This is a genomic window from Brevundimonas sp. NPDC092305 (assembly GCF_044755415.1).
Taxonomy (GTDB): Bacteria; Pseudomonadota; Alphaproteobacteria; order Caulobacterales; family Caulobacteraceae; genus Brevundimonas.
Map to the genome: position 1 here is coordinate 1,078,766 of NZ_JBIVQY010000001.1, position 12,144 is coordinate 1,090,909.

General features: G+C 67.9%; 11 protein-coding genes and 1 tRNA gene. 5 read left to right on the forward strand and 7 right to left on the reverse strand.

The features are described from left to right. The first annotated feature begins 61 nt into the window (after positions 1-61). Both trmFO and ACIQC9_RS05410 read left to right on the forward strand, forming a co-directional pair. The gene (gene trmFO / locus ACIQC9_RS05405; protein ID WP_400613194.1) at positions 62-1,453 is read left to right on the forward strand and encodes a methylenetetrahydrofolate--tRNA-(uracil(54)-C(5))-methyltransferase (FADH(2)-oxidizing) TrmFO; all 1,392 of its coding nucleotides are present in this window, start codon (positions 62-64) and stop codon (positions 1,451-1,453) included. Beyond that, complete coding sequence (locus ACIQC9_RS05410) at positions 1,453-1,659, forward strand: hypothetical protein (protein ID WP_400613196.1); 207 nt, start codon at positions 1,453-1,455, stop codon at positions 1,657-1,659. Before trmFO ends, ACIQC9_RS05410 begins: the two co-directional genes overlap by 1 nt. A 1-nt stretch (position 1,660) precedes the next feature. On the opposite strand, the gene ACIQC9_RS05415 is transcribed toward ACIQC9_RS05410, so the two are convergent. From ACIQC9_RS05415 to ACIQC9_RS05425, 3 genes are all read right to left on the reverse strand, one after another. Beyond that, on the reverse strand, positions 1,661-2,869 hold the full coding sequence (locus ACIQC9_RS05415) for an acyl-CoA dehydrogenase family protein (RefSeq protein ID WP_400613198.1): 1,209 nt from the start codon (positions 2,867-2,869) through the stop codon (positions 1,661-1,663). Positions 2,870-3,033: 164 nt separating this feature from the next. Further along, positions 3,034-3,339, reverse strand: coding sequence for an SCP2 sterol-binding domain-containing protein (locus ACIQC9_RS05420; protein WP_400613201.1), 306 nt, complete (start codon positions 3,337-3,339; stop codon positions 3,034-3,036). A 145-nt stretch (positions 3,340-3,484) separates the two neighbouring features. After that, positions 3,485-3,574, reverse strand: a tRNA-Ser gene (locus ACIQC9_RS05425). 357 nt (positions 3,575-3,931) lie between these two features. Between ACIQC9_RS05425 and ACIQC9_RS05430 the strand changes: the two genes are divergently transcribed. Beyond that, on the forward strand, positions 3,932-4,537 hold the full coding sequence (locus ACIQC9_RS05430; protein WP_400613204.1) for a peptidylprolyl isomerase: 606 nt from the start codon (positions 3,932-3,934) through the stop codon (positions 4,535-4,537). A 3-nt stretch (positions 4,538-4,540) separates the two neighbouring features. On the opposite strand, the gene ACIQC9_RS05435 is transcribed toward ACIQC9_RS05430, so the two are convergent. From ACIQC9_RS05435 to tpiA, 4 genes are all read right to left on the reverse strand, one after another. Then, positions 4,541-5,488 carry a rhodanese-related sulfurtransferase gene (locus ACIQC9_RS05435; protein ID WP_400613206.1) on the reverse strand — a complete coding sequence of 316 codons (948 nt, stop codon included), beginning with the start codon at positions 5,486-5,488 and terminating at the stop codon, positions 4,541-4,543. Further along, positions 5,485-7,137, reverse strand: a complete 1,653-nt coding sequence (locus ACIQC9_RS05440) for a CTP synthase (protein ID WP_400613208.1) — start codon at positions 7,135-7,137, stop codon at positions 5,485-5,487. The genes ACIQC9_RS05435 and ACIQC9_RS05440 overlap by 4 nt, the downstream gene beginning before the upstream one ends. 146 nt (positions 7,138-7,283) lie before the next feature. Then, on the reverse strand, positions 7,284-7,712 hold the full coding sequence (gene secG, locus ACIQC9_RS05445; RefSeq protein WP_400613211.1) for a preprotein translocase subunit SecG: 429 nt from the start codon (positions 7,710-7,712) through the stop codon (positions 7,284-7,286). Between the two features lie 81 nt (positions 7,713-7,793). Next, positions 7,794-8,540: a triose-phosphate isomerase gene (tpiA, locus tag ACIQC9_RS05450; RefSeq protein WP_400613213.1), complete on the reverse strand. Its 747-nt coding sequence runs from the start codon at positions 8,538-8,540 to the stop codon at positions 7,794-7,796. Positions 8,541-8,660: 120 nt separating this feature from the next. On the opposite strand from tpiA, the gene ACIQC9_RS05455 reads away from it, so the two are divergent. Continuing rightward, the gene (locus tag ACIQC9_RS05455; protein WP_400613215.1) at positions 8,661-10,595 is read left to right on the forward strand and encodes a peptidyl-prolyl cis-trans isomerase; all 1,935 of its coding nucleotides are present in this window, start codon (positions 8,661-8,663) and stop codon (positions 10,593-10,595) included. Further along, entirely contained in the window at positions 10,592-12,106 is a 1,515-nt protein-coding gene (gene trpE / locus ACIQC9_RS05460; protein ID WP_400613217.1) for an anthranilate synthase component I, read from the forward strand. Before ACIQC9_RS05455 ends, trpE begins: the two co-directional genes overlap by 4 nt. The last annotated feature ends 38 nt before the right edge of the window (positions 12,107-12,144 follow it).

Consider the following 12,144-nt stretch of genomic DNA (forward strand, 5'->3'; position numbering starts at 1 on the left):
TGCCCTCCGTCGTTACGACTCAACCTAGCCCAGCGCCCGACGCCCCGCTAGAAGCGCGCGCATGACGAACTCTCCATCTCCTGTGCACGTTATCGGCGGCGGCCTCGCCGGGTCAGAGGCCGCCTGGCAGATCGCTTCGGCCGGCGTGCCCGTCATCCTGCACGAGATGCGCGGCGTGCCGGGCGTCAAGACCGACGCCCACCATACGGATGGGCTGGCCGAGCTGGTCTGCTCCAACTCCTTCCGCTCGGACGACTGGGAGTACAACGCCGTCGGCCTGCTGCACGCCGAGATGCGCGCGCTCGACTCCATCATCATGGCCTGCGGCGACGCCAATCAGGTCCCGGCCGGCGGCGCGCTCGCCGTTGATCGCGAGGGCTTTTCGCAAGCCGTGACCACGAAACTGGAAGCCCATCCGCTGATCACCATCGTCCGCGAGGAGATCGCCGGCCTGCCGCCGGAAGAATGGAACAACGTCATCGTCGCCACGGGCCCCCTCACCTCACCCGCTCTCGCCGAGGCGATCCTGAAGACGACCAGCGAGGAGAGCCTCAGCTTCTTCGACGCCATCGCCCCCATCGTCCACGCCGACTCGATCGATTTCGACATCGCCTGGCGTCAGTCGCGCTACGACAAGGAAGGCCCGGGCGGAGACGCCGCCGCCTACGTCAACTGCCCTATGGACAAACAGCAGTACGACGCCTTCATCGACGCCCTGCTCGACGGCCCCAAGGCCGAGTTCAAGGAGTGGGAAAACGTCCCCTATTTCGACGGCTGCCTGCCCATCGAGGTGATGGCCGAGCGCGGCCGCGAGACCTTGAGGCACGGCCCGATGAAGCCGGTCGGCCTGACCAACCCGCGCGACCCGCAGGTCAAGCCGCACGCGATCGTTCAGCTGCGTCAGGACAATGCACTGGGCACCCTGTTCAACCTCGTCGGCTTCCAGACCAAGCTGAAGCACGGGGCGCAGGCCGAGACCTTCCGCATGATCCCGGGCCTGCAGGATGCCCAGTTCGCCCGTCTCGGCGGCCTGCACCGCAACACCTTCCTGAACTCGCCCAAGCTGCTGGACCGCCAGCTCCGTCTGAAGGCGATGCCGCGCCTGCGCTTCGCCGGTCAGGTCACGGGCGTTGAAGGCTATGTCGAAAGCGCCGCCATGGGCCTGTTGACCGGTCGCCTCGCCGCGGCCCAGGCGCTGGGCCGCGATCTGGCCCCGCCGCCTGCCGAGACCGCCATCGGCGCGCTGGTCGAGCACATCACCGGCGGCCATCTGGAAGGCTCGAAGTTCCAGCCGATGAACATCAACTACGGCCTGCTGCCGCCTCTCGAAGCCCCGCGCGTCGATGAAGACGGCAAGAAGATCCCGCCCAAGGATCGTGGCCGTGCCAAGAAGCGGCTGATGAGCATCCGCGGGCTGGACGCCCTCAAGGCGTGGCGGGACGCGGCGGCCTGATGACCGACCAGTCCGAGCTCGAACGCCTGACCGCGCGCCGCGTCACCCTGATCTACCGCCTCGACCTGATCGCGAAGGGCGCGACCCTGACCTATGACGACGGCACGCCTGTCGACATGGCGTCAGAGAAGGCTCGGCTGGAGGAGGAGGTCACCCGGCTGGACCGCAAGATCTTCGCCCTGCAGCCGTCCGCCGGTCAGGCCTGACCTAACCGCCCCGACCGCCGTACTTGGCGTACTCCAGCCGCGCGATCGTGCGGTTGTGCACCTCGTCCGGGCCATCCGCCAGGCGCAGTGTCCGCACGCCGGCATAGAGTTCAGCCAGCGGCGTATCGCCCGACACGCCGGCGCCGCCGAACGCCTGGATGGCGTCATCGATGATCTGCAGCGCCATCCGCGGCGCGGCGACCTTGATCTGCGCGATCTCGGACTTGGCGTTCTTCGCGCCCGCCTGATCGATCATCCACGCCGCCTTCAGCACCATCAGCCGGCACATCTCGATATTGGTTCGCGCATCGGCGACGCGCTGCTCCCAGACCGAATGCTCGGCGAGCGTCTTGCGGAACGCCGTGCGGTTCAGCAGTCGCTCGGTCATCAGCCCCAGCGCCCGTTCGGCCGCGCCGATCACCCGCATGCAGTGATGGATGCGGCCCGGCCCCAGACGCCCCTGCGCGATCTCGAACCCCCTGCCCTCGCCGGCGATCAGGTTCTCTACGGGCACGCGGACATTCTCCAGCACTACCTCGGCGTGACCGATAGGTCGCTCGTCATAGCCGAACACCGACAGCATTCGCTCGACGCGGAAGCCCGGCGTGTCCGTCGGCACAAGGATCTGCGACTGCTGCTGGTGGACTGCCGCTCCGGTGTCCGTCTTGCCCATCACGATGGTGATGGCGACGTTCGGGTGTCCCATATTGGTGGACCACCATTTGCGGCCGTTGATCACATAGTGGTCGCCGTCCCGCTCGATCCGCGTCTCGATATTCGTCGCATCCGACGAAGCGACCGCCGGCTCGGTCATCAGGAAGGCCGAGCGGATCTCGCCAGCCATCAGCGGCTTCAGCCACCGCGCCTGCTGCTCGGCGCTGCCGTACATGTGCAGCACTTCCATATTGCCGGTGTCCGGGGCGTTGCAGTTGAACACCTCGGCCGACCACAGGTGATGGCCCATCAGTTCGGCCAGCGGGGCGTATTCCAGATTGGTCAGGCCCGCGCCGTGCTCGCCCGGCAGGAACATGTTCCACAGACCCGCCTCCCTGGCCTCCGCCTTCATCGTCTCCATGATCGGCGGCTGGCGCGTATGATCCTCACGCACCTGAGCCCAGTACTCCGACTCGCGAGGCAGCACCTTGTCGTCCATGAAGCGGCGCACGCGCTCCTGCCAGTGCAGGGCTCTGTCGCTGTGGCGGAAATCCATGGAAGCCCTTTCTCCCTCCCCACCCCGGGGAGGGTGGTCGCGCAGCGACCGGGTGGGAGCGGCAGGGCGACCCATATTCCGGCGTCTGGCCGTCGGGCCGTCCCCACCCGACCGACGCTACGCGCCGGTCACCCTCCCCGAACGGGGAGGGAGCATTCGGCGCCTCAGCGCTTCAGCAGCGGAGCCAGCTTCTGGGCGATCATCATGTCGCCGGCGATCTTCAGCTTGCCCTGCATGAAGGCCATCATCGGATCGAGACGGCCTTCCGACAGGGACATGAAGTCGTCCCACGAGATGGAGACGGTCGCGTCGGCGGGCTTGTCCTCATTGGTGACCGAGTTCGGAACCGAGGCGCCATCGATGTAGATCTTGCCGGTGTCGCCCAGATCGATTTTCACGGTCTTGCCCAGACCGGAGTTATCGCCGACGGCGCCGCGGATGTGTTCGGTGACGGAAGCCAGATCGGCCATGGTGCGTCTCTCCAGGAGCGGTTGAACCTCCGACCTAGACCGCCCGTTCGGGCCTGCCAAGATCACGTGGCGTCAACATCCCGTCACTTGCGGGCGGGACTTTTGGTCGCTGGCCGGGGAATGACGGCCTGATACGCCGAAGCCTTGGCGGACAGGGTGGGATTCGAACCCACGGTAGGCTTCCACCTACGGCGGTTTTCAAGACCGCTGCCTTAAACCACTCGGCCACCTGTCCTGCGAGCGGACCGGCTCGATAGAGGGTTTTGGGAGCGAAGCCAACTTCGGGCGCTCTTCCTCGTCGAAAACTTGCAGACCTCTGAAATCTGGCGTGATGTGGCTCCGGGATCGGGCTGATGCGTTTCAATCCGGTGTCGCGCGGAAGGGCCAGCCGTGTTCGAGAAGTTGCGTTGCGCCCGAAAGGGCCATCTGTTCGTCGACAGCCGTAGTCAGCCGGGCGTGCAGGTCTGCGTGCGCTGTCATCTGCGCAAGCCTTTCGAGGGTGTCGTGTCGCCTAGACAGGCTGAGCCTCCACCTGAGAGCTGAGCACACGATCGGGCCTTCTCCGGACGGGCGGACGAGGTATGGTGACTGCATGGACAGACGCACCGTTCTTCATGGGCTCGCCGGAGTCGCCGCCGTTCAGGCCGCTCCTGTCGCGGCCCCGTCGGCCGAACCAAAGCCGCGGGTCGCGCTCGAAACCGCCATGGGCCAGATTGTTCTCGAGCTTGAAGACAAGCGTGCGCCGATCACGGCCGGCAACTTCCTGCGCTATGTCGACGAGCACCGCTTCGACGGGACCAGCTTCTATCGCGCCATGAAGGCTGCGCCCGGCTATGGCTTCGTACAGGGCGGGACCGACAACGCCCGCGACCGGGTCCTGCCGCCCATCGCCCACGAGCCGACGACCGAGACGGGGCTCAGCCATCTGGACGGGACCATCTCCATGGCCCGCTATGCGCCGGGCAGCGCCACGGGCGACTTCTTCATCATCGTCGGCAACCTGATCCCCTATGACGCCGGCAAGCGGGATTCGCTGGACCCGCTGGGCTTCGCCGCCTTCGGACGGGTCGTCGAGGGCATGGATCTGGTGCGCCAGATGCTGGTCGCGCCCGTGTCGCCGACATTGGGCGAAGGCGTGATGAAGGGCGAGATGCTGGAGCCGCGCATCACCATCACCACGGCGCGCCGCCTGCCCTGAGCCTCAGGCCCGGGCGTCTTCGCCGATCTTCGCCCCGACGTGGGCGATACCCTTCAGCTCGGCGAGCGCGACCTGCCGGTGTCGCTCTCGATAGCTGGCGCGCTGGGCCTCGGTGCGGGTGTCATGACAGTGCGGGCAGCTGACGCCCTCGACGAAGCATTCCGACGCCCGCTCCGCCTCGCCCAGCGGCATCCGACAGGCGCGACAGAGGGAGTGGGTGCCCGGCGCCAGCGCGTGGCCGACCGCGACCCGCTCGTCGAAGACAAAACACTCGCCCCGCCAGAGGCTCTCCGCCTCGGGCACCGTCTCCAGATATTTGAGGATGCCGCCCTGCAGATGGTGCACGTCAGCGACGCCCTGCGCCTTCAGATAGGCCGTCGACTTCTCGCAACGGATTCCGCCGGTGCAGTACATGGCCACCTTGGGCGGGTTCGGCCGGTCCAGCAGCTTGCGGCCCTCGGTCTCGAACCAGGTCGGGAAATCGCGGAAGCTCTTCGTATTCGGCTGGATCGCCCCCTCGAAGGCGCCGATCGCGCCCTCGTAGTCATTGCGCGTATCAATCACGATCGTATCGGGATCCGAGATAAGGGCGTTCCAGTCTTCGGCCGTCACATAGACCCCCGCGTCGCGCGACGGATCCAGATCAGGCTGGCCCATGGTCACGATCTCGGGCTTCACCCTGACCTTCATGCGGTAGAAGGGCATGGCGTCTGCAACGGCAGTCTTGACCTCCAGCGCCTCGAAACCGGGCATGGTTCGGATGCCGGCCAGAACGCGGGCGATGGCGGGCCCGGAGCCGGCGATCGTGCCGTTGATCCCTTCCCGGGCGACCAGCAGGGTTCCCCTCACCTCCTCGCCGCACAGGGCGGTCAGGCGGTCGCGAACCGCCTGCGGATCAGAAACGCTGGCGAACTGATAGAGGGCGGCGACCTGTACGGACGCCCCGGTCACACCAGCCGGCTCTGCACCACGGCGGCCTCGATGAAGCCGGCGAACAGCGGGTGCGGCGCGAACGGGCGACTCTTTAGCTCCGGATGGTACTGGACGCCGATGAACCACGGGTGGTCCTCGCGCTCTACCGTCTCGGGCAGGACGCCGTCGGGCGAGAGGCCGGCGAAGATCAGGCCCGCCTTCTGCTCGACCGCCTCGCGGTAGTTGATGTTGACCTCATAGCGATGGCGGTGCCGTTCGCTGATAGTGGTCGAGCCGTACATCTGCGCGATCTTCGACCCCGCCTTCAGCGTCGAGTCATAGGCGCCCAGACGCATGGTGCCGCCCAGATCGCCGCCGGCCATCCGCTGCACCCGCTCATTGCCTTGCGTCCATTCGGTCATCAGGCCGACGACGGGCTCCTCGGTGGGGCCGAACTCGGTCGAAGACGCCTTGGGATAGCCGGCCAGATTCCGCGCCGCCTCGATCACCGCCATCTGCATGCCGAAGCAGATGCCGAAATAGGGGATGTTGCGCGTCCGGGCAAAACGGGCCGCCTCGATCTTGCCCTCCGAGCCCCGCTCGCCGAAGCCGCCGGGCACGAGCACGGCATGCGCGCCCTGCAGGCGTGCTTCACACGCGTCGCGATCGCCCTCGAACGTCTCGGCCTCGACCCAGTCGATGTTGACCTTGACGTTGTTGGCCACCCCGCCGTGATGCAGGGCCTCGATCAGGGATTTGTAGGCGTCTTTCAGCACGGTGTACTTGCCGACCACGGCCACGGTGACCTCGCCGTCGGGATGCAGGCGGCGCTGGGCGATCGTCTCCCAGCGGGTCAGGTCCGGTGCCGGTGCGTCGGTGATGCCGAAGTGGGCCAGGACCTCGGCGTCCAGTCCCTCGCGATGATAGTCCAGCGGCACGGCGTAGATGTCGGCCGAGTCCATGGCCTGAATGACGCCGCTCTCGCGCACATTGCAGAACAGGCCGATCTTGCGCTTTTCGTCTGGCGGGATCGGGAACTCGCACCGGCACAGCAGGATATCAGGCTGAATGCCGATGGAGCGCAGTTCCTTGACCGAGTGCTGCGTCGGCTTGGTCTTCATCTCGCCGGCGGTCTTGATGAACGGCAGCAGCGTCAGGTGGACGAAACAGGACTGACCGCGCGGCAGGTCCTGACCCAGCTGGCGGATAGCCTCGAAGAACGGCAGGCCCTCGATATCGCCGACCGTGCCGCCGATCTCGACCAGCACGAAGTCCACATCCTGACCGTCGTCGGTCAGGGCCTTGGACAGGCAGAACTGCTTGATCTGATCGGTCACGTGCGGGATCACCTGCACCGTCGCGCCCAGATAATCGCCGCGCCGCTCCTTCTCGAGGATCGTCGAATAGATGCGGCCGGTCGTGATGTTGTCCGACTTGGCCGCCGAAACGCCAGTGAAGCGCTCATAGTGGCCCAGGTCGAGGTCGGTCTCGGCCCCGTCGTCGGTCACGAAGACCTCGCCGTGCTGGTACGGGCTCATCGTGCCCGGATCGACGTTCAGATAGGGGTCGAGCTTACGAAGGCGAACCTTGTAGCCGCGCGCTTGCAGAAGCGCGCCGAGAGCGGCGGATGCGAGGCCTTTTCCCAATGAGGAAACCACGCCGCCGGTGATGAACACGTAACGGGCCATGGGAGATCACTCTACCGCTGATTCGACCCGATGGATCGCAAGCGATCCAGCAAGCGTAAGAAAGAAAGGTCGCGCAGAGCGCGACCGGGAACTGTGGAGACTTTGAGGGCGGGAGGCGGAAGGCGGGGATAAGGTCCCCGCCCCCATCAGTTGGCCGGAGCCGGCTGGGCCGGAGCGGTCGTCGGCTGGGCGCCGCCGATGCTCGATTCCAGATCTTCCAGCGTCGCGGACTTCGGCTGGGCGGGCGTCGCCGGCTGGTCCGCCGCCGCGGCGGCCGGGTTGGTCGTACCTTCAGCCGGAGCGGCCAGGGCGCCGACGGCGTCCGGATCGACGATCGAACGGTTGGATCGCTCGACGTTGCCCGCGATGGTCAGGGCGATGGCGCAGACGAAGAAGGCCGTCGCCAGAATGGCCGTCGAACGGGTTAGCAGATTGCCGGCGCCTCGCGCGGTCATGAAGCCCGAGGGCCCGCCGCCCATGCCCAGCGCGCCGCCTTCCGACCGCTGAAGCAGGATGACCCCCGCCAGCGAGACGGAGATCAGGATCATGATGACGAGCAGGATGGTTTGAAGCATGACGTCCAACAGGTGTGGCGCGGACCCGCGCCGATCAAGGGCGCGCGTCTAACATCCGCGAGCCGCCAAGGGAATAGAGCGTTACGCCGCCTCGATGATGGCAAGGAAATCCGCCGCCTTCAGCGACGCCCCGCCGACCAGGGCCCCACCTACCTCCGGCACGGCCAGAATGTCGCGGGCGTTGTCCGGCTTTACCGAGCCGCCATACAGGATCGGGGGCGTCGCGGCGGCCAGACCCAGCCGCTCGATCATGGCGGACCGCACCGCCCGGTGCACCTCCTCGATCTGCTCCAGCGTCGGTGTCAGGCCCGTTCCGATGGCCCATACCGGTTCATAGGCGATAGCGAACGGTCGGCCCGCAGCCGCCAGCGGCAGGGAGTTCATCACCTGACGCCGGACCACCTCGACCGCCTCGCCCGCCTCACGCTGGGCCAGCGTCTCGCCGACGCAGACGATCGGCTCCAGTCCGGCCTCGATCGCGGCTTCCGCCTTTAACGCGACCAGTGCATCGCTCTCGCCGAACTCTTGGCGGCGCTCCGAATGGCCGACGATGACCAGCGTCGCGCCCGCGTCCTTCAGCATCGCCGCCGACACGCCGCCGGTGAAGGCCCCTTTCGCTTCGGCGCGGCAATCCTGCCCGCCGGTCTCGATCAGGGCTCCGGCATCGCGAGCCAGCCGCTCGATCAGCGTCGCGGGCGGGCAGAGTGCGACACGGCACGCGGGCGGCGTGTCCGACAGGGCCTGACGCAGCGCCGCGACCTCGGTCAGGTCGGCGGCCACGCCGTTCATCTTCCAGTTGCCGGCGACCAACTTCACGGATTGTTTCATGTGGCCTGTCTAGGCAAGGTCGCGGCCCAAGCCAAGCCGTTGTCGTCCGCCATCATCTTGCCGCGCCGGGTCGTCACCGCCTATAGCCGCATACGACTCCGCTCGCAGGACCCCTTTCCGATGATCACCCTGTTCCGCAACTTCTCCCGGTCCAAGTGGGCCGTAGGGTTGCTCGCCCTCGTCGCCGTCGCCCTTCTGTTCACCGGCGGCTCGCAGATGGACGTCATCGGAGCCCTGCAGCCGGCCCAGGTCATCTCGGCCGGCGACCGCAGCCTGAACGACGCAGAGTTCCGCCAGATGGTGGAACAGGTGCGCGACCAGCAGCAGCGCCAGAACGGTCAGGCGCCCAGCGTCGAGGAACTGGCCGCCGATCCGGGCTTCGCCTCCAGCCTGAGCCAGCGCGCCAAGGAACTGGGCTTCCTCGCCTGGGCCGATCGGGTCGGCATCCGCCCCGGCCACGAACTGGTCCTGCGTGAAATCCGCAAGGTGGAGCGCTTCTTCGACCCCATTACCCGGCAGTTCAGTCAGGACGCGTACGTCAGCGCACTGGCCGAAGCCAAGATGACGCCCGAGGTGCTGGAAGAGCAGATGCGCGACCAGTATGTGCTGATGCACTACGGCTCGGCGGTCGAGGCCGGCGCCCGCCTGCCCCGCATCTATGGCGCGGTGATCGCCAACCAGACGCAGCAGACCCGCGACGGCAGCTGGTTCATCCTGACGCAGGCCATGGCCGGCGCGGCTCCCGCTCCGACCGACGCCCAGCTCAATACCTTCATGACCCAGAACGCCGCCCAGTTGCGTCGTCCGGAGCTGCGCAAGGCGTCGATCATCGCCTTCGACAACCCGGCCGACCTTCAGACGCCGATCAGCGAAGAGAAGATTCAGGAGCGCTTCAACTTCCGCCGCGACACGCTGTCGGTGCCGGAGAAGCGCACCTTCGTAACCCTGACCGCCCCGAACCGTCAGGTCGCCGACCGCATCGCCGCCGCCCTGCGCGCGGGTCAGGCTCCGGCCGCCGTGGCCTCGGCCAACAACATCCAGCCCGCCAACTACGCCGAGACCCCGCGCGCCGCGATCGGCGATCCGGCGGTGGCCGCGGCCGTGTTCGGTCTCGCCGCCAATCAGGTCTCCGCGCCGGTTCAGGCGCAGGTCGGCTTCGTCGTCGCCCGCGTCGCCAGCATCACCCCGGGTCGTGAAGCGACGCTTGCGGACGTGCGCGACCAGATCGTGCAGGAGCTGCGCGAGTCCGAGGCCAAGGCCAAGGTCTTCGGCCGTGTGGAGGCCTACGAGGCCGCCCGTCGTCAGGGCCGCACGCCCGAGCAGGCCGTCGCCCAGGTCGGCGCCCGGTTCATCAGCCTGCCGCCCATCACCCGTGAAGGCGCCACGCCCGAAGGCCAGCAGCTGAACATCCCGCCGGCCATGCTTCAGAACATCGTGCGCCTCACCAAGGGCGGCGTCAGCGAAGTCGCTCCGCTGACCGAGGGTCAATATTACGCGGTCCGCATCGACGACATCCTCCCCGCGGCCATGCCGGCGCTGGACCAGATCCGTCCCCAGCTGACCGCCGCCTGGGTCGGCCGCGAGAACGCCCGCCTGCTTTCGGCCAAGTCGGACGAAGTGACGGCCCGCCTGCGTCGCGGCGAGACCCTCGCCGCCGTCGCCGCCTCGCTGAACGCCCCGGTGACCACACAGGCCGGCGTGGCCCAGAGTCAGGAAGCCGCACAGCAGTACGGCGAGGCCGTCATCACCGGCCTGTTCTCCAGCCCGCGCGGCCAGCCGTTCAGCCGTCCGGCCCAAACCGGCGGCATCGTTATCGGCCGCGTCGACCGCATCATCGCCGCCACCCCGGCGCTGGCCGCGGGCGAGGCCGTACAATGGCGTCAGCGCATGGCCGGCACAATCGGTCAGTCCTTCCTCGAGACCGCCATCGAAAGCGCGGCCCGCCGCGTGAAGGCGAGCTTCGATCTCGCCCAGGCGCGCCGCGCCCTGGGTCTGGAGGCAGAAGCGCCGGCCGCCGCCGCTCCGGGAGCTCCGGGCGCTCCGCCCGCCAAATGACCGACGGCGACGCGCAGCCGTCGCCAGAGGCCTTCGCGGCCGGTTGGGAAGCCGGCCGGCCGCAGGTAGTCCTGCGTCGGCTGGTCGATGATCTGGAGACCCCGGTCTCGGCCTTCCTCAAGGTCGGCCGGGGCCGCACCAACGCCTTCCTGCTCGAGTCGGTCGAGGGCGGCGCCGTCAATGGCCGCTACTCCATCATCACGCGCGAGCCCGACGTGGTCTGGCGCTGCCGTTCAGGCCGCGCCGAGGTCGCCCGCGGCGAGGCCATAGCCGCCGACGCCTTCAGCGCCGAACACGGCGACGTCCTCACCTCTCTCCGCGCGTTGATGGCCGCGTCGCGGTTCGATCTGCCCGAGGGGCTGCCGCCCATGGCCGCCGGCCTGTTCGGCGTGTTCGGCTATGACATGGTCCGCCTGCTGGAGCCGCTGGGCGAGCCCAATCCCGACCCGCTCAACCTGCCCGACGCTGTTCTGACCCGCCCCGCTCTCGTGGCCATCTTCGATTCAGTGAAGCACGAGATTGTCCTCGTCTCGGCTGCCTATCCCGACAGCGGCCTGTCGGCCCGCGCGGCGTTCGCGGCCGCCGTGGCCCGCCTGGACGCCTTCGAGGCCGACCTCCGGGCGCCCCTGCCCGCCGCCCCGACCGCCGTTCCCGTTCCGGCGCCCGACTTCCGTTCGCCGGTGGATCAGGCGGACTTCGCCGGTCTGGTCGCCAGCGCCAAGGATTACATCGCCGCCGGCGACATCTTTCAGGTCGTGCTTAGCCACCGGTTCTCGGCGACATGGGAGGCCGACCCCTTCGCCTTCTATCGCGCCCTGCGTCGGCAGAACCCCTCGCCTTATCTGTACTTCCTCGATTTCGGCGACTTCCAGCTGGCCGGCTCGAGCCCCGAGATTCTGGTTCGCCTCAAGGACGGGCGCGTCACTATCCGCCCCCTCGCCGGCACGCGGCCCCGTGGCGAGGCCCCCGAAGCCGACCGGGCGCTGGAAGCTGAACTGCTGGCCGATCCCAAGGAGCGCGCCGAGCACCTGATGCTGCTGGATCTCGGCCGCAACGACGTGGGCCGCGTCGCCGCGCCGGGCAGCGTGGAGGTGACGGAAAGCTTCGTGGTCGAGCGCTACAGTTCGGTCATGCACATCGTCTCGGACGTTCAGGGCCGCGCCCGCGACGACCTCGACGCCGTCGACGCCCTGCTGGCCGCCCTGCCCGCGGGCACTCTCTCCGGGGCGCCCAAGGTCCGGGCCATGGAGATCATCGACGAACTGGAACAGCTAAAGCGCGGCGTCGGCTACGGCGGCGGCGTCGGCTACATCTCGGCGGGCGGCGAGGCCGATATCTGCATCGTCCTGCGCACCGCCCTGTTCGCGAACGCCCAGATCCACGTTCAGGCCGGCGCCGGTGTCGTCGCCGATAGCGATCCGGCTGCGGAATACGCCGAGACCAAGGCGAAGGCCGGCGCTCCGATAAAGGCCGCCTCCGAGGCCTGGCGCTACCCTTTCGGCAATCGCTGAGCCCAGTCCGCGCAATCGCCGGACACCGGCAGGTTGAC